Source organism: Clostridium sp., assembly GCF_051650885.1.
GTDB lineage: Bacteria > Bacillota > Clostridia > Clostridiales > Clostridiaceae > Clostridium.
In genome coordinates this window covers 1-20,754 of the sequence record NZ_JBOFRG010000141.1, presented here as the reverse complement: position 1 = coordinate 20,754, position 20,754 = coordinate 1, and the positions used below count along the sequence as shown (strand labels likewise).

At 29.7% G+C, this 20,754-nt stretch carries 18 protein-coding genes and 1 pseudogene; 15 read left to right on the top strand and 4 right to left on the bottom strand.

Annotation, left to right across the window (positions count from 1 at the left end; all coding sequences use genetic code 11):
- Positions 1-444: pseudogene (locus ACRC28_RS06860) on the top strand (ribonucleotide-diphosphate reductase subunit beta); the annotation flags it as partial.
- A 31-nt stretch (positions 445-475) separates the two neighbouring features.
- Here the strand turns inward: ACRC28_RS06860 and nadC are convergent.
- From nadC to nadA, 3 genes are read right to left on the bottom strand one after another with little or no spacing between them, the layout of a single operon-like run.
- A complete protein-coding gene (gene nadC / locus ACRC28_RS06855; RefSeq protein ID WP_438542706.1) occupies positions 476-1,327 on the bottom strand; it encodes a carboxylating nicotinate-nucleotide diphosphorylase in 852 nt (283 codons plus the stop codon).
- Positions 1,305-2,579: an L-aspartate oxidase gene (locus ACRC28_RS06850; protein ID WP_438542705.1), complete on the bottom strand. Its 1,275-nt coding sequence runs from the start codon at positions 2,577-2,579 to the stop codon at positions 1,305-1,307. The genes nadC and ACRC28_RS06850 overlap by 23 nt, the downstream gene beginning before the upstream one ends.
- Before the next feature lie 8 nt (positions 2,580-2,587).
- Complete coding sequence (nadA, locus tag ACRC28_RS06845) at positions 2,588-3,496, bottom strand: quinolinate synthase NadA (protein ID WP_438542704.1); 909 nt, start codon at positions 3,494-3,496, stop codon at positions 2,588-2,590.
- A 519-nt stretch (positions 3,497-4,015) separates the two neighbouring features.
- On the opposite strand from nadA, the gene ptsP reads away from it, so the two are divergent.
- From ptsP to iadA, 5 genes are all read left to right on the top strand, one after another.
- Entirely contained in the window at positions 4,016-5,632 is a 1,617-nt protein-coding gene (ptsP, locus tag ACRC28_RS06840; RefSeq protein WP_438542703.1) for a phosphoenolpyruvate--protein phosphotransferase, read from the top strand.
- A gap of 119 nt (positions 5,633-5,751) precedes the next feature.
- Positions 5,752-6,282: a chromate transporter gene (locus ACRC28_RS06835; RefSeq protein WP_438542702.1), complete on the top strand. Its 531-nt coding sequence runs from the start codon at positions 5,752-5,754 to the stop codon at positions 6,280-6,282.
- Between the two features lie 3 nt (positions 6,283-6,285).
- The gene (locus tag ACRC28_RS06830; protein WP_438542701.1) at positions 6,286-6,816 is read left to right on the top strand and encodes a chromate transporter; all 531 of its coding nucleotides are present in this window, start codon (positions 6,286-6,288) and stop codon (positions 6,814-6,816) included.
- Positions 6,817-6,821: 5 nt separating this feature from the next.
- On the top strand, positions 6,822-8,024 hold the full coding sequence (locus tag ACRC28_RS06825; RefSeq protein ID WP_438542700.1) for a tetratricopeptide repeat protein: 1,203 nt from the start codon (positions 6,822-6,824) through the stop codon (positions 8,022-8,024).
- An 18-nt stretch (positions 8,025-8,042) separates the two neighbouring features.
- Positions 8,043-9,215: a beta-aspartyl-peptidase gene (iadA, locus tag ACRC28_RS06820; protein WP_438542699.1), complete on the top strand. Its 1,173-nt coding sequence runs from the start codon at positions 8,043-8,045 to the stop codon at positions 9,213-9,215.
- A 41-nt stretch (positions 9,216-9,256) separates the two neighbouring features.
- Here the strand turns inward: iadA and ACRC28_RS06815 are convergent, their stop codons facing one another.
- Positions 9,257-10,213: a DUF4003 family protein gene (locus ACRC28_RS06815; RefSeq protein ID WP_438542698.1), complete on the bottom strand. Its 957-nt coding sequence runs from the start codon at positions 10,211-10,213 to the stop codon at positions 9,257-9,259.
- 158 nt (positions 10,214-10,371) lie between these two features.
- On the opposite strand from ACRC28_RS06815, the gene malQ reads away from it, so the two are divergent.
- From malQ to ACRC28_RS06770, 9 genes are all read left to right on the top strand, one after another.
- Positions 10,372-11,823, top strand: a complete 1,452-nt coding sequence (malQ, locus tag ACRC28_RS06810; protein ID WP_438542697.1) for a 4-alpha-glucanotransferase — start codon at positions 10,372-10,374, stop codon at positions 11,821-11,823.
- 140 nt (positions 11,824-11,963) lie between these two features.
- Positions 11,964-12,938, top strand: a complete 975-nt coding sequence (locus ACRC28_RS06805; RefSeq protein ID WP_438542696.1) for an ROK family protein — start codon at positions 11,964-11,966, stop codon at positions 12,936-12,938.
- A 315-nt stretch (positions 12,939-13,253) separates the two neighbouring features.
- Positions 13,254-13,901: an amino acid ABC transporter permease gene (locus ACRC28_RS06800; RefSeq protein WP_438542695.1), complete on the top strand. Its 648-nt coding sequence runs from the start codon at positions 13,254-13,256 to the stop codon at positions 13,899-13,901.
- Positions 13,894-14,571 carry an amino acid ABC transporter permease gene (locus tag ACRC28_RS06795; RefSeq protein ID WP_438542694.1) on the top strand — a complete coding sequence of 226 codons (678 nt, stop codon included), beginning with the start codon at positions 13,894-13,896 and terminating at the stop codon, positions 14,569-14,571. Before ACRC28_RS06800 ends, ACRC28_RS06795 begins: the two co-directional genes overlap by 8 nt.
- 13 nt (positions 14,572-14,584) lie before the next feature.
- Complete coding sequence (locus ACRC28_RS06790) at positions 14,585-15,322, top strand: amino acid ABC transporter ATP-binding protein (protein ID WP_438542693.1); 738 nt, start codon at positions 14,585-14,587, stop codon at positions 15,320-15,322.
- A gap of 21 nt (positions 15,323-15,343) precedes the next feature.
- Entirely contained in the window at positions 15,344-16,174 is an 831-nt protein-coding gene (locus tag ACRC28_RS06785) for a cysteine ABC transporter substrate-binding protein (RefSeq protein ID WP_438542692.1), read from the top strand.
- A gap of 149 nt (positions 16,175-16,323) precedes the next feature.
- On the top strand, positions 16,324-17,460 hold the full coding sequence (locus tag ACRC28_RS06780; RefSeq protein ID WP_438542691.1) for a trans-sulfuration enzyme family protein: 1,137 nt from the start codon (positions 16,324-16,326) through the stop codon (positions 17,458-17,460).
- A gap of 12 nt (positions 17,461-17,472) precedes the next feature.
- Entirely contained in the window at positions 17,473-18,606 is a 1,134-nt protein-coding gene (locus ACRC28_RS06775; protein ID WP_438542690.1) for a trans-sulfuration enzyme family protein, read from the top strand.
- 258 nt (positions 18,607-18,864) lie between these two features.
- Entirely contained in the window at positions 18,865-20,433 is a 1,569-nt protein-coding gene (locus ACRC28_RS06770; RefSeq protein WP_438542689.1) for a nitrite/sulfite reductase, read from the top strand.
- The last annotated feature ends 321 nt before the right edge of the window (positions 20,434-20,754 follow it).

The window sequence follows — 20,754 nt, the reverse complement described above, 5'->3', positions numbered from 1 at the left end:
TATAACCTAGAGAGAAATGGTAAAATGCCAGGTTCAGCACAAGAGATAAGATATATAAACAGAGATGAAAATACACAACTTTGGTTATTCAGAAGTATTATAAGAGAGCTTCAAAAAGAAGAACCAGAATTATTTACAGAAGAATTAAAAGAAGAACTAAGACAAATGATGAAAACTGGTGTAGATAATGAAATTGAATGGGGACACTACGTAATTGGTGATAGAGTTCAAGGGATAAATAAAAAGCTTATCGAAGATTATATAAAATACCTTGGAAATATGAGATTAGAAGCTATAGGGCTTCAAAAGTTATATAGAGGATATGAAAATAATCCTGCAGAGTGGGTTGATAGACAATCAGATGCAAACTCAGTAAAAACTGACTTCTTTGAAGCAAAATCAACAGCTTATGCAAAAGCTGCAACATTAATAGATGACTTATAAAAAAAGAAACTGACTATGTCAGTTTCTTTTTTTATAATAATTTTAAGTTTTTTAGTGAAAAATCTAAAATTTTAGCTGAATGAGTTAATGCACCACAGGAAATAAAGTCGGCATTTAAGGAAGAAAGTTCATAGATAGTATCTAATGAAACATTTCCTGAAATCTCTATGAGAGCTTTATCCTGTATTAACTTTATAGCAGCTTTTATAGTAGGAATATCCATATTATCAAGCATAATTATATCTGCTTTTGCATCTAAAGCTTCTACAACCATATCTAAAGATTCAACTTCAACTTCTATTTTTTTAGTTATATCTACGTGTTTCTTAGCAAGTGTAATTGCATTTGAAATCCCACCAGCGGCTTGGATATGATTGTCCTTAAGCATCACACCGTCTGACAAATTAAATCTATGATTTTTACCACCACCAACTCTTACAGCATACTTTTCAAAAATACGCATATTTGGAGTGGTTTTTCTTGTATCTAAAAGCTTTGTTTTAGATTCTTTATTCATAGAAAGAATGAATTTATTAGTTAAAGTCGAGATTCCACTCATACGTTGAAGGTAATTTAAGGCTGTTCTTTCAGCTGAAAGAATATTTAAAGCAGTAGCCTCAATTTTGCAAATAAGATCGCCAGAATTTATGGTATCACCGTCAGAAAAGAATTTCTCAAAAGATACATTACCAAACAATTCAAAAACACGTTGAAAAACAGAAAGTCCACAAAGAATTCCGTCTTCTTTACAAATTAAATCACAAGAAGCTAAAGTATGGTTATCTAAAATAGAGTGAGATGATATATCAAGATTAGGAATATCCTCTTTTAAAGCTAATTTAAGATAAGGGTCAATAGTGTTAAAATCTAAAAAGTTGTTCATTTAAATTAGGAGCCTCCTTTTTTATAAGATTAATCACAGAGTGTACATCTATAGAGTTATTAAATTCATATTTAATTTTAGTAAGTGGAATGTTATTTATATGTGTATTTAAATAGTTAGCTAAAGAGTGAGAAAAGACTATAGCCTCAAGTAAAGAGTTACTTGCAAGTCTATTTTTGCCATGAACTCCAGTACAAGCTGTTTCACCACAAGCAAATAGGTTTGTAGTAGAAGTTTTACAGTTTAAGTCAACCTTTAAACCACCCATAAAATAATGCTGTGTTGGAGAAACTGGTATTAAGTCTTTTGTTAAATCAAAGCCATAAGATAAACAAGTTTTATATATGGTAGAAAAATGATTTTTCAATAAATCGGCATCTAAATGAGTAGCATCTAAATAAACAAAGTCGGAATTGGTTAACTGCATTTCTTTAAAAATTAAATCAGAAAGAATATCTCTTGGGAGCAGTTCATCTGCAAATCTTTCTAAATTGGAATTTAGAAGATAAGCACCTTTGCCACGAAGTGCTTCTGATATTAGAAATCTACGATTTTCTTTAGATTCATAATGCAAAGCTGTGGGATGAATTTGTATATAGGAAATATCTTTAAGAGAAATATTGTATTTTAAAGAAAATGCTAAAGAATCGCCAGTCAAAGTCTGAAAGTTTGTACTAGCATTAAAAATCCCACCAATTCCACCAGTTGCTAAAATAGTAGCTTTAGAAAATATAAAATCATTTTCATTAAATCTATTGATAGTTACTCCAAAGCAAGTATTATTTTTAATAATTAAATCAATGACCGTAGTATGTTCTAGAATTTGAATGTTATTTCTTGAGGTTACTTTATAAATAAGCTTATTTATAATTTCTTCACCAGTAGAATCTTTAAAGTGAAGTATTCTATTAATGCTATGCCCCCCTTCTTTTGCAAAATCAAAGCTATCAGAATTTTTATTGAAAGAGACACCTAAATTAAGTAAGTTACTTATTTCAGAAGTAGAAGAACTTATAAGTTTTGAAACTGCATTTAAGTCGTTTTTAAAATGCCCAGCTTTTAAAGTATCTTCTAAAAACAAATCGAAATCTAATGAGTTACGTAAGACAGAAATTCCACCTTGAGCTAAAAAAGAATTACTGTCTCTAATATTTGATTTGGTAATGAGCAGTATATTTAAATCAGAAGATAAGCAAAGCGCTGAGTATAAGCCTGAAATTCCAGAACCAACTATTACAACATCATACTCCATAAAAGCCTCTAAGCTAAAGTATGCATAAGAGTTAATGCACGTTTAGATTTATTGATAATAGAAGGGGATAGGATAACTTCATTATTTTCTAAAAGCAAAGTATTATAAACTTTCTCAAGTGTTATTCTTTTCATATTAGGACAAATTTGCATATCATTAATTGAATAAAAATTTTTACTAGGATTTTTAAGTTTTAATTCATAAAATACTCCAATTTCAGTACAAACTATGAAATCAGTTGAGGATGAATTTGTACAAAAATCAATTATTTCAGAAGTGCTACCAATAAAATCAGAAAGACCTAGTACATCTTTAGGACATTCAGGGTGTGAAACAACTTCAGATTGTGGAAACTGTTCCTTTGCTTTTAATACATCATCACCACACATATAGTTATGAACAGGGCAGAAGCCACGATTAAAATGAAAATTTTTATCTTTTATCAGGGTGCTTAAATGGTATCCTAAATTTTTATCAGGAATAAAAAATATGTTTTTTTCTTTTAATTTAGAAATAACGTGCACTGCATTAGAAGAAGTAACACAAACATCAGAGTACTGCTTTACCTCAGAGGTTGAATTAATATAAGTAACTACTGCTAAATCAGGTATTTTTTCTCTAGCTTCTAAAATCTCATCAACAGAAGACATGTCTGCCATAGGGCATCTAGAATCTAAATCTGGAAGATGAATAGATTTTTCAGGAGATAAAATTTTAGCACTTTCACCCATAAAAGAAACACCACAAAATAAGATTTTTTCTTCAGGTCTATCCATACAAAGTTTACTTAAATAATATGAATCACCTACAAAATCAGCTAATTCTTGAATTTCATCTGAAACATAATAATGAGCTAAAATAAGAAAGTTTTTTTCTTTTTTTAATTTAGTTATTTGACTTTTAAAATCTATATTCATAAAAACAACTCCTTTTTAATAAGTGTAAACATAGAAAGTTTACAAGTGTATATACAGAAGATATCACTTTTGGCAAAAAAATACAATAGAGTGAGATTAAAAAAATATCTTAAAATGTTATAAAAATTAAAAAGGCGTTCAAAAATATTAAATTAAGAAGTTGATATAAATTCATAGTTATATAAGATAAAATTTTAATAAAGTTATGAAAAGAATGAGAGATATATTAAAAAGTCTAAAAAAAAGAAATAAAATTAGTATATTTTTCATCAAGTTAAAAAAAGAGAAAAAGTCGAAAAAAAGAAATAAAAGTCTAAAAAAAAGACTAAATGATAAAAATAATAAAGAAAAAAATTTCATAAGGTGTTAACAAAACAAAGATTTATGTTATAATTAATTAGGTTCACTTGGGCGTGTAAAAGTTATCAATGAAATATTAATAAAGTTTTACGAACAAGGTAAAAGTGAGATGTTTTATGGACTTGCAGTAAGATCCATAATTAGAGGAGGATTTAAACTATGATTAAAGGTATCGCAGCTTCAAAAGGATATGCAATAGGAAAGGTATTCTTACAAGAGCATGAAGAAATTATAATAACAGATGAGAAAATAACAGATGTAGAAGGCGAAAAAGCGAAATTACAAGCTTCTTTAGACGCATCAAGAGTACAATTAGAAAAAATTAAAGAAAAAGCTATGAAAGAAATGGGAGCTGAAAAGGCAGAAGTTTTCGAAGCACACATTACACTTTTAGATGATCCAGAATTCACTGGTCAAATGGCTATGGAAATAGAAAACAATTCATTAAATGCTATGAAAGCAGTTGACACTGTTACTAATACATTTGTAATGATTTTTGAATCAATGGATGATGCTTACATGAGAGAAAGAGCAGCAGACATAAAAGACGTATCAAAAAGAATAATTGCAAACTTAGCAGGAAAAGGTGGAGATGCATTCTCTATAACTGAAAACAACACTATTGTAGTTGCAGTTGACTTAACTCCTTCTGATACAGCACAATTAGATAGAAGCAAAGTTGTTGCTTTCTTAACAAACATTGGAGGAAGAACTTCACACTCAGCTATCATGGCTAGAACTTTAGAAATTCCTGCAATCGTAGGTTTAGGAAACATAACAGAAGCTGTTAAAACTGGAGACATGATTATAGTTGATGGTATTGAAGGTGTAGCAATAGTTAACCCAGACCAAGCTACTATTGAAGAGTATACAGCTAAAAAAGAAAAATTCATGGCAGAGCAAGAAGAATTAAAGAAACTTATAGATGTTAAAACAACTACAAAATCAGGTAAGAGAATTGAAGTTTGTGGAAACATAGGAAAGCCAGAAGACGTTAAAGCAGTTATAGCTAACGGTGGAGACGGAGTAGGACTTTTCAGAACAGAATTCTTATACATGGATAGAGATAATGCTCCAACTGAAGATGAGCAATTTGAAAGTTATAAATATGTTTTAGAAAATATGAAAGGTCAAGTTGTTATAAGAACTCTTGATATTGGTGGAGATAAGACTTTACCTTACTTACCATTACCAGAGGAAATGAATCCATTCTTAGGATACAGAGCAATAAGACTTTGTTTAGATAAAAAAGAATTATTCAAGGTTCAATTAAGAGCTTTATTAAGAGCATCAGTTTATGGAAAATTAGCAGTAATGTTCCCAATGATTTCAGGAATTCAAGAATTTGAACAAGCAAAAGAAGTTGTTGAAGAATGTAAAGCTGAATTAAAAGCTGAAGGAAAAGAATACTCAGATGCTATTCAATGGGGTATCATGGTTGAAATTCCAGCAGCAGCAGTAATGGCTGATGAATTAGCTAAACACGTTGATTTCTTCTCAATAGGAACAAATGACTTAATCCAATATACTTTAGCTGCAGACAGAATGAGTGAAAAGGTATCATACCTTTACAACCCAATGCATCCAGCAGTATTAAGATTAATAAAAATGACTATTGATGGAGCACACAAGCACGGAAAATGGTGTGGAATGTGTGGAGAAATGGCTGGAGATGAAGCAGCTATAGCTACATTAGTTTCTTATGGATTAGATGAATTCTCAATGAGTGCATCATCAATCTTAGGTGCTAAAAAAATAATGTTAGAACAAGAATAAGATTTAAATATAGGAAAAAACTCGTTTTAGTAATAAAACGAGTTTTTTTTATTCTATATATGTCTAAAGGGTGAATAAAATATGTATAAGTGATAAAATAATATTATATAGGAGGACGGATGAAAGATTTATTAGATGTATTTAGTAGTTTTTTTAAAATAGGAGCTTTCACTTTTGGTGGAGGATATGCAATGATTCCATTGATTGAAGATGAAGTGGTAAATAAAAGATGTTGGGTAGATAAGGAAGATTTTTTAGATATATTAACAGTATCACAAAGTTTGCCAGGTGCAATTTCTGTTAATTGTTCTTTATTTGTAGGAAATAATCTTTATGGAGTTAAGGGAGCAGTTGCAGCACTTCTTGGAGTAGCACTTCCATCTTTTTTAATTATTTTGTTAGTTGCTACTTTATTTATGAGTATAAGAGATAATGTATATGTAAATGCAATTTTTAATGGGATAAATTCAGGAGTTCCAGTATTAGTACTTGCAGGGGTTTTAAGTATTTCTAAAAATGTTGAAAAGAATAAAGAAAATATAGTTATTTTTTTAATAGCAATAGGTTTATTAATAATTGATATAAATCCAATAATTGTTTTAGGTGTTTTTGCAATTTATGGTGGAATAACTTATAAAAATAGGGGGTAGCATATGGAGATTTTAATTAAGCTTTTTTTAGTGTTTTTTAAAATTGGAGCATTTAGTTTTGGTGGTGGATATGCAATGCTACCTTTTATGCAAAAAGAAATAATAGAAAACAATGGGTTCATAGGAATTGGAGAATTTTTAGATATAGTTGGAATTTCACAAATGACACCGGGACCAATAGCAATAAATTCAGCAACCTTTGTTGGGGTAAAAGTACAAGGAATACTTGGAGCTGTTTTTGCAACAGTAGGAGTAGTTACTGCTTCTTTAATATTAGTACTAATAGTATCAAAATTTTTAAAGAAGTTTAAAGAAAATGAGTTTATAAAAGGTGCATTAATTGGAATGAGACCAGTATTAGTGGCACTTATTGTGAAAGCATTTTTAGATTTAGCTAAAGTTTCATATATGAGTGGGACAAGTATATTTATTGGGGTAATAATAGGATTTTTAGTGATTTATAAGAAGGTAAATCCTATTTTATGTATAGGTATTTCAGGGATATTAGGGCTTTTAATTTATGGAGGAATATAGGGAAAATGAGTAAAAGGGTAAAGGAAAATTATAATAAAGCATTAAAGTTATATATAAGTGGAGAGTTAAATAAAGCTTTACAGGTATGTGAAGAGTGCATTAGTGAAAGCTTGAAGTTTGCACCAGTATTGAATTTAAAAGGGTTAATTTTATACCAACAAGGGAAGCTTGAAGAAGCTATAACTGCTTGGAAAATTAATAAAGAAGTTAATGATGATAATTTAGCTAAAAATTATATTAAAGATTCCATTGGAGATGAACAAAGGTTAGAAGCTTATATAAAAGCAAAAAAATGTTTAGAGAGATTGGAAATTTCAGATGCAATAGAGCTTTTATTAGAATGTAAAGAAAGTGATTTCAATTGCATAAGAGTAAATACTGCAATAGCATTTTGCTTTCTAAAAAAAGGTGAATATGAAATGTGCAGAAAGTACATAAATAAAGTTTTAGATGTGGATAAAAATTGCTCAGAGGTATTAAAAATAAGAAAAGAGTTAAACTCTGTTTATAAAAATGGGGATAAGTTTAGATTTGATAAAAGAAAAATGGGGATAACTTTAAGTGGAGTAGCTATAATTTTTATTTGCATAGTAAGTGTTAATTTAATAGGTAAAAATCAAAAGAATCAGAGTGTAGAGCAAACAGAAAAAAAAGTAGTTACTGAAAAAGTAGAAGAAAAAATAGAAAAAAAAATAGATGTAAAAGAATTAAAGAAGGATATTGAAAGAAAAAACTTTGATGAGATAAGAGAAAAAATAAAAGATATAAAAATTGAAGAATTAAAAAGCGAAGAAGAAAAAAAGGCTTTTGAAGAAGGACTAAAATTATTAAAAAAAGATGGTGCAGTAGAGTTTTATAAAAGAGGGCAAGAACTTTATAATGATAAAAATCTTAAAGAGGCAAGAGAAGAGTTGATAAAAGGAAGCATATATGGAAAAGAAATATACGTATATGAGCACATACTGTATTACCTAGCATTAACAGAAGAAGGCTTGGAAAACATAGATGATGCAATAGAAAATTTATCAATATATGAAAAAGAGTTTGCAGAGGGAGCCTATGCAGAAGAAGTTTTATATAGATTAGCTTTACTTAATGATAAAAAAGGAAACTTAACTAATGCCAAAGGTTATGCAAAAAAATTAAAAACAAATTTTACATCATCTATATATAATAATACAAATATGAGCAAAATAATGGAGAAGTAAACTTAAGGAAGTGTAGGAATGATAAAAATTATAAAAAATGTTGAGGTTTATGCTCCAGAATATTTAGGAAAAAAGGATGTATGTATAGTTAGTGATAAAATAGAAGGAATTTATGAAAATTTAGAAGTACCAAAAGAGTTTTTAACAGTTGAGGTTATAGAAGGTAATGGGAAAATCTTAGTGCCAGGATTTATAGATGCACACGTTCATCTTCTTGGTGGTGGTGGTGAAGGTGGTTACAGAACAAGAACACCAGAACTTTCATTAAGTAAATTAACAAATGCAGGAATAACCACAGCAGTTGGATGCTTAGGAACAGATGGTGTATGTAGAAGTATGAGAAGTCTTTTAGCTAAAGTGAAAGCTTTAAAAGCTGAAGGGATTACAGCATATTGTTATACTGGTTCTTATGATATACCAGTAAAAACAATGACAGATAGCATAAAGGGGGACTTATTACTTATAGAAGAAGTTATAGGTGTAGGAGAAATAGCTTTATCAGATCATAGAAGTTCTGCTCCAACTTTAGACCAATTTATAAATACAGTGGCTCAAACAAGAGTTGGAGGACTTCTTTCAGGAAAAGCAGGAATTGTAAATGTACATTTAGGTGGAGGAGCTAGAAAACTTGAATATTTATTTCAAATGCTTGAAAAAAGTGAAATACCAGCAAGTCAAGTTTCGCCAACACATATGTGTAGAACAAAGGAACTTTTAGAGGCAGGAATAGATTGGGCAAAAGCTGGAGGATATGTGGACTTAACAACTAGTGCAGACCCAGAGCATTTAGAAGAAGGAGAAGTACTAGCATCAGAAGGGTTGAAATATTTATTAGATAAAGGAGTATCTATAGATAATATTACTTTTACATCAGATGGGAATGGAAGTATGCCAGTATTTGATGATGAAGGAAAGCTTGTAGGACTTGGGATATGTAGTGTTGAAAGCTTATATGATGAAGTAAGAAAAGCTGTTTTAACACAAAAGATACCACTAGAAAAAGCCATAAAAGTTATTACAGAAAATCCAGCAAAAGTTTTAAAGCTTGGAGATAAAGGTAGAATAGATGTAGCTAAAGATGCAGATATAGTTTTATTAGATAAGGAAACTTTAGAAATAGATACTGTAATAGCATTAGGTAAAAAAATGATAGAAAATAAAGAAGTTTTAGTTAAAGGAACTTTTGAATAAAGAAAATCCATTTGATAAAAAATTTTATCAAATGGATTTTTTTAATCTAAAAAAAGTTTGTTGATTATATTTTCAGTAAAAGAATTTGTTTCATGGGTACAGATGTTTAATAAAAATACTATTAAGGGGTCTAAAATAGAAGCATTATTTGTGAAATCTAAAATAGTTAAAGAGAGTGAGATGATATAGTTAATTTCTTCTTTTAACTTGTAAGTCTTAAAACGAGTATTATTGTTTAAAGTTGTATGAATGGCGATAAAGTGATTGATAAATTCGTCAAAGTTGTCTGTACTAATTGAGGCAAAGCCTAAGATAGGTAGTGCTTCATTTCGTATAATATAATTTTGCCTTTCAAAAAGCCCTTGAAGCTTGATTGCAGAAAGACAACGAGTATCTATGTCTGAATTACTAAAGACAAGTGCTTGGGAAAGGGATTGAACGTAACTGCTAGGAAAATATTTTACTTTTTCTAGATAGTTATAACATTTTTCAGTTTCAGTAATTTTAGGAAGTGTGTCATCAAAGGTTATTGAAAATAGGGTGCAGATGCTAATATCTTCAGGGCCTGTTATAAACCAATGTCTCTTTTTAAATAAATCATAGGTAGATTTTATTTTAGGAATTGAATTTGATATTTTTGAATTGTCACAATAAAAATTTAAAATTTCAGAGGAAAGAGCTAAAAAGTTGTTTGTTGAAAAAGTTGATTCTAGTTGATTAAAGGTAGTATTAACATTTTCCAATGAAAGGTTAGAGTTTATATTTAAAAGAGTAGCTAAAATTAAAGCGTGTTCCTTTTGGAAAGGTGAATCAATATCAAAGGATGTTTTTATAGAATGAAGATTTTTATCAATAGTAGATTGTGATAAAGTTACATTTTTTAATGTAGAGATTAAAGCAGAAAATTTAATAGTAGTATTATGACTTGCAAAGCCGTAGGCATCATCAAGTGTGAACATGTTTTTTAAAAATAAATCTACAAAGTTATTAGTTATCATAAAATCACTCCTGTATAAATAAAATTTAAGAAATAAAAGTTTCTGTAAGAAATATTATATCCATTTTAAAAATAAAATATTAGAATGGGGAATTTATGAAATTATATATAGTCAATGAATATTAATAAAGTAAAAGAAAAGATAAAAGGAGAAGATTTATGAGAAGAAGTGGAATACTAATGCACATATCTTCATTACAAAATAATTTTGGAATAGGGTCTATGGGAGATGAGGCTTTTGGCTTTATAGATTTTTTAGCAGATAGTGGGCAAAAGGTTTGGCAAATATTACCCTTAGGGCATACAGGGTATGGAGATTCACCATATCAATGTTTTTCAGCCTTTGCAGGTAATCCTAATTTAATAAGTTTAGAAAGATTACAAGAAGAAAAACTATTAAAGCAAAGTGATTTTATAGGTATAGATTTTGGACAGGATGAAGAATCTATAGATTATGGGAAAATATTTGTAGAGAGAGAAAAGCTATTGAGGAAGGCTTTTAAAGGCTTTAAAGATAGAGATAAACTAATAGAATTTAAAGAAGAAAATAAAGATTGGATAGAAGAATATAGCTTATATATGGCAGTAAAAAAACATTTTAATTTAAAGGGATGGAAAGAATGGGATGAAGGGATAAAGAAGCGTGAAAAAGAAGAGATGAAATTTTATAAAGAAAAATTAAAGGAAGATATAGAATATTATATTTTTCTACAATATAAATTTTTTGAGCAATGGATGGAGTTAAAGGAATATGCAAATGCAAGAGGCATTGAAATAATGGGGGATTTGCCTATATATGTAGCAAGTGATAGTGCTGATATGTGGAGTAATGTTAATATGTTCAAAAAGGGCGTAGTAGCAGGATGTCCACCAGATGCATTTTCAGAGCTAGGACAACTTTGGGGCAATCCTATTTATGATTGGGAAGAAATGAAGCGGGATAAGTTTAAGTGGTGGATAAATAGAATAAAAAGAAGCTTTAAAATGTATGACATAGTAAGAATAGACCATTTTAGAGGCTTTGAAAGTTATTATGAAATATTAGAAGAGGAAAAGAGTGCAGTAAATGGAGTATGGAGAAAGGGACCAGGAATAGAATTATTTAAGGCGATAAGAGAAGAGCTTGGAGAGGTTAATATTATTGCAGAAGATTTAGGAACGTTAACTGATGAGGTTAGAATACTTTTAGAAGAATCAGGATTTCCAGGAATGAAGGTTTTACAGTTTGCCTTTGGAGGAGAGGATAATGTTTATTTACCATATAATCATGAGAAAAATAGTGTTGGTTATATAGGCACACATGATAACGGAACTACAAAAGAATGGTTTGATACATGGAATAAAGATGAAGTAAATAAAGCTTGTAATTATTTTAATATAAAAAATGGAGATGTTAAGGGATTTGTAAAAGGATTATGGAGCTCGAAATGTGATTTAGTAATAGGGATGATGCAAGATTTTTTAGAAGTTGGAGCTGAAGGAAGAATGAATACACCAGCAAAGGCAGAAGGAAATTGGAAATGGAGAATAGAGAAAGGAAGCTTAACTGAAGAATTAAGTGAAGAAATTTATCTATTAACAAAGTTATATGGAAGAATAAGAGTGGAATAAAATGTTTGAAAATTATAAAGATTTCAGAAATTAATAGAAGTATGTTTTTAAAAGTCAAATTGTAGTTTATAATAAATAAGTAAAGGTATGTAGTCGTTTTAAAAATTAAAAAATAAATTCTATTATATGAGGTGAAAGTAATGAAAAAAGGATACTATATTGGAGTAGATTTAGGGGGAACTAAAATTTACACTGCATTAGTGAATGAAGAAGGAAAAATATTTAAAGAAAAAGAAGTTAAAACAGAAGCCGAAAAAGGTGTAGATAAAATAGTTGAAAATATAAATGGAACTATAAGTGCAGTTTTAGGAGATATGGATATAAAAGATATATTAGCAATTGGAATAGGTTCACCAGGACCATTAGATGTTAAAAATGGACTTATTGTTGAGACACCAAATTTACCATTTAAGAACTTTAATATAGTTAAAGCCGTAAAAGATGTGTATGATACAAATGTATTTTTAGATAATGATGCAAATGCAGCAACACTTGGAGAGTTCTTATTTGGAGCAGGAAAATTAACAACTAATATGGTATATGTAACAGCAAGTACTGGTGTTGGTGGTGGAGCTGTTCTAAATGGAAGAATATTTAGAGGAAGCACATCAAATGCAGTAGAAATAGGACATACTACTGTAAACATTCATGGAAGAAGATGTGGATGTGGAAACAGAGGATGTGTAGAAGGTCTTTCATCAGGAACTGCTATAGCAAGAACTGCAAATGAAGCAATAAAAAGTAATGCAATAACATCACTTAAAAATCATGAAGTTGTAACAGCTAAAGAAGTATTTGAAGAAGCAGCTAAAGGGGACAAGGTTTCAAAAGAAATTTTAGATGAAGCTTTATCATACTTAGGAATTCTTTTCGCAAACTTAGCAAACTCATATGACCCAGATGTTTTAATATTAGGTGGAGGAGTTTCAAATGGTGGAGACATCGTATTTGAAAAAATAAACGAAGAAATTCAAAGAAGAGCATTAAAACCTGTAAGAGAGCACTGCGTTGTAAAGAAAGCAGAGCTTGGAGGAAGAGCAGGAGTGCTTGGAGCAGCTGCACTTGCAATAACAGAGCTTGAGCATTTTGAAAGAGAAGGAAGAATTTATAATTAATTAATAATGAAAAATTAAGAATTGAAAATTTTAGTAGAAACTGGCTTAGGCCAGTTTTTTTATATTCAATTTTACAGAAGTGTGCGGAAAGCCCATCGCTAAAAGGCGTGGGAGTTTCAGAGACAAATTTTTAAAATTGTTTTTATTTTGTAAGTTTTAGAAAGTGAGTAAATGAAAGGTAGTGAGAGGATTTTGGAAAGAAAATAATTACATTTCTTTTTAATGGTATTAAATGGAAATTGGTTGTTTTGTAGGATATAAATATAATTATCTAAAGAAAGTTTATCAGAATAGTCGGATAAGGAGGGTGAGGTTTTGGATATTGATTTTATGGTTGAGCAGATACCGAAGTTTATTGATGCAACTGTTATAACCTTGGAGCTTGGTGTTTTAGGAATTATATTTTCTGTTGTTATAGGAATTATATTTAGTAATATTTTATTTTTTAAGGTTAAGGGATTTAGCAGAGTTGTAAAGATGTATGTAGAAGTTTCAAGAAACACACCTTTGTTGATTCAGCTATTTTTTCTTTACTATGGATTGACTAAGGTTGGCTTAACTATTAGTGGATTTATGTGTGGAGTGATTGGATTAACTTTTTTAGGGGGAAGTTATATGACTGAAGTTTTTAGAGGAGCTTTGGAGGGAGTTAGAAAGGAACAGGAGGAAGCTGGTTTAAGTATAGGTTTGAGTAAGTTTAAAATATATAGATATATTGTTTTTCCACAAGCTTTATCTTTAGCAATACCAGGTCTTCTTGCAAATATATTATTTTTAATTAAAGAGACATCTATTGTTGGATGTATTGCAGTTGCAGATTTAATGTTTTTAACAAAGGATATTATTGGAATGTACTATAAGACAAGTGAAGCATTAACAATGTTAGTTTTCTTTTATCTTATAATTCTTCTTCCAATTTCAATAGGAGCAAGCTTGATTGAAAGGAGGATGAAGTATGTTTAATGATGATTATAAGGTTTTATTTGCAGGGAATAATTTAGAAAGAATTTTTGAAGGGCTACTTGTAACTATACAGATTGCTTTTGTTTCTGTAATAATAGCAATTATAATTGGAACTTTATTTGGATGCTTATTAACTCTTAAATCAAAAATAATAAGAGGGATAGGGCGAATTTATTTAGAGGCTATGAGAATAATCCCTATTTTAGTATGGCTTTTTATTGGGTACTTTGGAGTAGCTAATATATTAAATGTTCATTTTGAAGCGAAGACAGTTTCAATAATTATATTTTCACTTTGGGGAATAGCAGAAATGGGTGATTTGGTTCGTGGTGCAATAGAGTCTATTCCTAAAAATCAATTAGAAGCAGGAGTTAGCTTAGGGTTAAGTAAGGCTAAAATTTATAGATATATTTTGATTCCACAAGCAATAAGAGTTGTAATACCAGGAGGAATAAATTTATCTACAAGAATGATTAAGACAACTTCCTTAGTAGTTTTGATAGGTGTAGTGGAGGTTGTTAAAGTGGGACAACAAATAATTGAAGTATCACTTTTAAATGCACCAACGGCATCCTTCTTTGTATATGGATTTATATTTATTCTATATTTTATTGTTTGTTATCCATTATCCATAATAGCAAAGAAAGTAAGTAAAAAGTTAAGTTATTAATAGGAGATTGAGTATGAGTAAACTGATTTTAAAGGTAAAAGGCTTAAAGAAGAGTTTTAAAAATCTTGAAGTTTTAAAGGGTATTGATTTAGAGGTTAATAAAGGTGAAGTAGTAGTTATACTGGGTCCTTCAGGATGTGGAAAGAGTACTTTTTTAAGATGTTTAAATGGATTAGAGGAGATACAGGAAGGAGAAATCTTTTTTGATGATGATAATGGACTAGAGAAAATAGAAAATTGGGCTAAAATAAGAGGGAAAATAGGTATGGTTTTTCAAAGTTATGAGCTTTTTCCTCATATGAAGGTTATTGATAATATTATTTTAGGACCAGTTAAAGGACAGGGAAGAGATAAAGTTGAGGTAATTAAGGAGGCTGACGAATTATTAAAGAGAATTGGTCTTTATGAAAAAAGAGATAGTATGCCAAGAGAGTTATCAGGAGGGCAAAAGCAAAGAGTTGCAATAGTTAGGGCTTTATGTATGAAGCCTAAGTTAATGTTATTTGATGAAGTAACAGCGGCACTTGACCCTGAAATGGTTAGAGAGGTTTTAGATGTTATTTTAGAGCTTGCAAAGGAAGGAATGACTATGGTTATAGTTACTCATGAAATGGATTTTGCAAAGGCTGTGGGAGATAAAATAATATTTATTGATGAAGGTAAGATAACAGAAGAGGGAACTGGGAAAGAATTTTTTGAAAATCCTAAAACTGAAAGGGCAAGGGAGTTTCTTAATATATTTAAATTTTAAAATAAAAGGGGGAATTTAAAAATGAAGAGGTTAAAAAAATTAGTGGCAATTGGAGCAACAGTTCTATTAGGAGCAGCAATGTTTGCAGGATGTGGAAGTGAAAGCAAGGAGATGTCCACAATTGATAAGATAGAAGAAAATGGAAAAATAAAAATAGGAGTGTTTAGTGATAAGCCACCTTTTGGATATGTAAATGAAAAAGGTGAAAATGATGGCTTTGATGTTTATTTAGGAAAAAGACTTGCAAAAGACCTTTTAGGAGATGAAGAAAAGGTTGAATTTGTTTTAGTGGATGCAGCAAGTAGAGTTGAATATTTACAATCAGATAAGGTGGACGTTATATTAGCAAACTTTACAGTAACAGATGAAAGAAAAGAAAAAGTAGATTTTACAAATCCATATATGAAGGTTTCTTTAGGAATTGTGTCAAAAGATGGTAAGGTTACAGATGTAGAGCAGTTAAAAGGAAAGAAAGTAATTGTAAATAAAGGAACAACAGCAGATGCTTTCTTAACTAAGAATTATCCAGAAATAGAACTTTTAAAATTTGACCATAATACAGAAGCTTTTGAAGCATTAAAAGATGGTAGAGGTGATGCACTTGCACATGATAATACATTATTATTTGCATGGGCAAGAGAAAATAAAGGATTCCAAGTTGGAGTAAAAGAGCTCGGAGGACAAGATACTATAGCACCAGCAGTTAAAAAAGGTAATGAAGAACTTTTAAAATGGATAAATGAAGATTTAGATAAGTTAACAAAAGAAGGATTCTTAAATGAAGCTTATGATAAAACATTAAAGCCTGCTTATGGTGATGATGTAAAACCAGAAGATGTTATATATAAGTAAATAAAACTTTAAATAGATGAGGGACTAGCCTGAAGAATCTATATGCACACAAAGGTTTTGTTTGCTATGGAGAAAATAATTAATATAAAAGCATTGTCAAAGACCTAAAAAGAGACAATGCTTTATTTTTATATAAGGGGGAAAATATTATGGAAAAGTTTAATATTGAAACATATTTAGTGAGAGGTGCAAGCTTAGGTGATGAAAGGACAGGGGCAATAAGTTATCCAATATACCAAAGTGCAACCTTTAAGCATCCAGGATTATATAAGAGTACAGGATATGAGTATTCTAGAGCACAAAATCCTACAAGAGAGGAATTAGAAAAAACAATTGCAATATTAGAAAAAGGTTGTGGAAGTTTAGCTTTTTCAAGTGGAGTTGCAGCAATAACAGCCTGTATAAATTTATTTAAAGCTAATGACCATTTTATTATTTCAGAGGATTTATATGGAGGAACTTTTAGATTATTTAATGATACTTTTAAAGGTTTTAATATTCAAAGCACATTTTTAGATACTTGTGATATAAATCTTATTAAGAAAAATATAAAAGAAAATACAAAGGCGATTTTTATAGAAACACCATCTAATCCTCTTATGAGAGTGGCAGATATAAGAAAGATAAGTGAGATATGTAAAGAGAAGGGGATTCTTTTAATAGTAGATAATACATTTTTAACACCATATTTTCAAAACCCATTAGAGCTTGGAGCAGATATAGTAGTTCATAGTGGTACAAAGTTTATAGGAGGGCATAATGATGTTCTTGCAGGGTTCATTATAGTTAAAGATGAGAAATTAGAAGAAGCTTTAAGGATGATACAAATGTCGACAGGTGCAATTTTATCACCTATGGATTCGTGGCTTTTATTAAGAAGCTTAAAAACTCTTCATATAAGAGTTTTAAAAGCACAGGAAAATGCTCTTGAAATAGCAAAATGGCTACAAAATAATGAAAATGTAGAGAAGGTATATTATGTAGGATTAGAAAGTCATAAGGGATATGGGATAAATAAAAGTCAAAGCAGAGGCTTTGGTTCAATGATTTCATTTAAGGTAGATAAAGGATTAGTACCTAAAATATTAGAAGAGTTAAAAGTAATATCTTTTGCAGAAAGCTTAGGAGGAACTGAAAGTTTAATAACTTATCCATTTACTCAAACTCATACAGATATTCCAGAAGATATAAAAAATAGAGTTGGGGTAGATGAAAGTCTTTTAAGACTTTCTATAGGAATTGAAGATATAAATGATTTAATAAATGATTTAAAAAGAGTGTTGTAGGAGGAGAAAATTATGAGATTTGGAAGTAAATTATTACATGGAGATGGATTGTTAGACAAAGAAACAGGTGCAATAAATACACCAATATATCAAACATCAACATTTCATCAGTTTGATATAGAAAACTTTGGAGAATATGATTATGCAAGGTCAGGAAATCCAACAAGAAAGGCATTAGAAAGTTTAATTGCAGAAATAGAGGGAGGAAAATATGGATATGCTTTTTCATCAGGAATGGCAGCAATAAGTTCTGTACTAAGTATTTTTAAAAGTGGAGACCATATTATAGTTGCAGCAGATGTTTATGGTGGAACTTATAGAGCAGTTACAAAATTATTTTCAAGATATAATATTGAGTTTACCTTTGTAGATGAAGAAGATAGTGAAAAAATAAGAGAAGCGATAAAAGAAAATACAAAGGGAATATATTTAGAAACACCGTCTAATCCACTTTTAAAAATAACTGACTTAAAAGAAGGCGTTAAAATTGCAAAAGAAAATAATTTAATAAGTATAGTAGATAATACATTTATGTCGCCATATTTTCAAAGACCTTTAGAGCTTGGAATTGATATAGTAGTTCATAGTGGAACTAAATTTTTAAATGGACATAGTGATGTTATTGCAGGCTTTGCTGTAACAAATGATGAAGCTTTAGCTAAAGAGATTTATGGAATACAAAATACTTTTGGAGCAGTGCTTGGACCACAAGATTGTTTTTTAGTAATTAGAGGGATAAAGACGTTAAAGGTAAGAATGGAAGAAAGTCAAAAGAATGCAAATATATTAGCTGAATGGTTATCAAAAAATGAAGAGGTGGAAAAAGTTTATTATCCAACCTTAAAAGGACATAATGGAAGAGAAATTCATATAGAACAAGCAACAGGTGGAGGAGCTGTTTTATCATTTGAATTTAAAAGTATAGAAAAGACAAAGAAGTTTTTAAGCTCAATAGAGGAGATAGTAGTAGCGGTAAGCCTTGGTGGTGTTGAAACAATAGTTTCATATCCAGCAAAAATGAGCCATGCAGCAATTCCTAAAGAAGAAAGAGAAAAGCTTGGAATAAAAGATACTTTAATTAGAGTTTCTTTAGGGCTTGAAGATATTAATGATATAATTGAAAATTTTGAGAAAGCGATAAATTAAAGGGATAAAATGCTAAGTCAGAAGAGAAAATAAAGAAGAATGTTATAAAACTATAAAAATATTTCCTTATTTTATAAAAGATTTAAAATTCTGAAAAATAATAGTGTGATAAATGTTATATAATCTAAGAATACGAATAGGTAAAATTATAGAAAGACGAAAGATAAATCAATAGGTAAATAGATATTGTTAATATAAGGGATATATATTTTACTAATAAAAACCAAAAGGATAAAATTTTATATAGAGGTGATTGTTTTGAAAAAAGAATTAGTAAGCAAAGAGCTTAAAGAAGTATTAAGAGAAGAAATAAGAGAGTACAGAGAAAATGGGCATAAATTCTTAAATAAAGAATTAACAGTACCACAATTTAAAAAGCTATCAGGTGGAATGGGTTCATATGCACACAGAGGCGGAAAAGAATTCATGATAAGATTAAAAACACCATCAGGAGTTATATCAAAGGAAGATTTCAATCAAATATATGACTGGGCAGTAAAATACAAAAGAGAATGGATTCATCCAACAACAAGAGAAGCAATACAATTCCATGGAATGACTATTGATGAGGTTTGTGATTTAATGGAAGAAGCTTTAGATTACGGAATATATTCAAGAGGTTCAGGTGGAAACTATCCAAGAAACGTTGCAATGTCACCACTTGCAGGAGTAAGTAAAAATGAAGCTTTTGACGTAAGACCTTATGCAGAAAAAGTAAATGAGCACATAATGGCAAAAGTTAATCAATACAAGTTACCAAGAAAAATAAAAATAGCTATGGCATCAGATTTTAATGATGAGCCACACTGTACAACAACTGATTTAGGATTTGTTGCAGTAAAAGAAAATGGTAAAGATATGTTTAGATTATTCATAGGAGGGGGACTTGGAAGAAATCCAAGAGTTGGAGTTGAATTTCCAGAGTTAGTAGACCCTATGGATGTAGTTTATCATGTTGAAGGACTTACAAGAATGTTTATAGCCGAAGGTGATTACGAAAATCATAACAAAGCTAGAATAAGATACATTGTTGAAAGAATGGGAGAAGAAGCATTTATAGAATGTTATAAAAAACATTTTGCAGATGTAAAAGCTAACTTAAACTTAGACATAACAATAGAAGAGAAAAAAGTTAATAAGGCTGGAGTTAAAACTACAACTGTAGATAGCAGATTAGTAGAACAAAAACAGGATGGATTATATGCAGTATACTTCCACCCTGAAAGAGGAATGTTAGATACTGAAGTTTTAGGAGAGTTATTAAAATTAACTAACCCAATGGAAGAAGTATCATTCAGAATAACAATGAATGAAGGATTATATATCTTAAACTTAAATGGAGAAGAAGCAGATAAAGTTTTAGCATTTACTAAAGGTAAAGGTGGAGAACTTGAAGTTATGCAAAGTGTTTCTTGTATTGGAGTTCCAATATGTCAATTAGGAATTGGAAACAGCCAAGGATTAGTAGAAATGATAATCAAAAAGTTAAAAGAAGAAGGAATAACTAAAGATTTATTACCAAAAGTACATGTATCAGGATGTGGAAACTCATGTGGAGTACATGAAATAGGTGAAATTGGTTATACTGGAAAAACAAAAAGAGTTAATGATGCACCAAGAAAATGTTTTGAATTACATGTTGGTGGAAAATTTGAAGTTGAAAATACAGCATTAGGAACAGTATATGGAGATATGTTAGAAGAGGAAATACCAAACTTCATATTTGATTTATACAAAGAATTAGAAGCTGTAAATGAAACATTTAAAGTATGGTATGCAAATAACAAAGAAAAATTTGCTGAAGTAGCAAATAAATATTTAGTTTAAAATAATAAGTGATTGTCTGTACGGCAATCACTTATTTTATATATTTAAGAATGATAGATAACTTTTTTTTTGAATAAGCGTATATATAAATAAAAATGATAAAAGATAAGTTTAGATATAAAAAATTAAAGTTGAGTTAAATTATCAGAATTGTGTGGATTTTTTTTAATATTAGTGTATAATAATAATTAAATAATAATTAATGTCGGAGGTGTAGAGATGTTTTGTACTGATGAAAAGGTTTATGGAAACCTTTTAGATGGAGAATGGATTATAAGCAAAGAAAATTTAATAGATATAAAATCACCAATAAATGGTGAG

Bases quoted from the DNA above. Each gene is read 5' to 3' on its own strand.
- nadC (WP_438542706.1), bottom strand. From the start codon at position 1,327: ATGAACAACTTTTTAGATTTTAACACTATTGACCCTTATCTTAAATTA.
- ACRC28_RS06850 (WP_438542705.1), bottom strand. From the start codon at position 2,579: ATGGAGTATGATGTTGTAATAGTTGGTTCTGGAATTTCAGGCTTATAC.
- nadA (WP_438542704.1), bottom strand. From the start codon at position 3,496: ATGAATATAGATTTTAAAAGTCAAATAACTAAATTAAAAAAAGAAAAA.
- ptsP (WP_438542703.1), top strand. From the start codon at position 4,016: ATGATTAAAGGTATCGCAGCTTCAAAAGGATATGCAATAGGAAAGGTA.
- ACRC28_RS06835 (WP_438542702.1), top strand. From the start codon at position 5,752: ATGAAAGATTTATTAGATGTATTTAGTAGTTTTTTTAAAATAGGAGCT.
- ACRC28_RS06830 (WP_438542701.1), top strand. From the start codon at position 6,286: ATGGAGATTTTAATTAAGCTTTTTTTAGTGTTTTTTAAAATTGGAGCA.
- ACRC28_RS06825 (WP_438542700.1), top strand. From the start codon at position 6,822: ATGAGTAAAAGGGTAAAGGAAAATTATAATAAAGCATTAAAGTTATAT.
- iadA (WP_438542699.1), top strand. From the start codon at position 8,043: ATGATAAAAATTATAAAAAATGTTGAGGTTTATGCTCCAGAATATTTA.
- ACRC28_RS06815 (WP_438542698.1), bottom strand. From the start codon at position 10,213: ATGATAACTAATAACTTTGTAGATTTATTTTTAAAAAACATGTTCACA.
- malQ (WP_438542697.1), top strand. From the start codon at position 10,372: ATGAGAAGAAGTGGAATACTAATGCACATATCTTCATTACAAAATAAT.
- ACRC28_RS06805 (WP_438542696.1), top strand. From the start codon at position 11,964: ATGAAAAAAGGATACTATATTGGAGTAGATTTAGGGGGAACTAAAATT.
- ACRC28_RS06795 (WP_438542694.1), top strand. From the start codon at position 13,894: ATGTTTAATGATGATTATAAGGTTTTATTTGCAGGGAATAATTTAGAA.
- ACRC28_RS06790 (WP_438542693.1), top strand. From the start codon at position 14,585: ATGAGTAAACTGATTTTAAAGGTAAAAGGCTTAAAGAAGAGTTTTAAA.
- ACRC28_RS06785 (WP_438542692.1), top strand. From the start codon at position 15,344: ATGAAGAGGTTAAAAAAATTAGTGGCAATTGGAGCAACAGTTCTATTA.
- ACRC28_RS06780 (WP_438542691.1), top strand. From the start codon at position 16,324: ATGGAAAAGTTTAATATTGAAACATATTTAGTGAGAGGTGCAAGCTTA.
- ACRC28_RS06775 (WP_438542690.1), top strand. From the start codon at position 17,473: ATGAGATTTGGAAGTAAATTATTACATGGAGATGGATTGTTAGACAAA.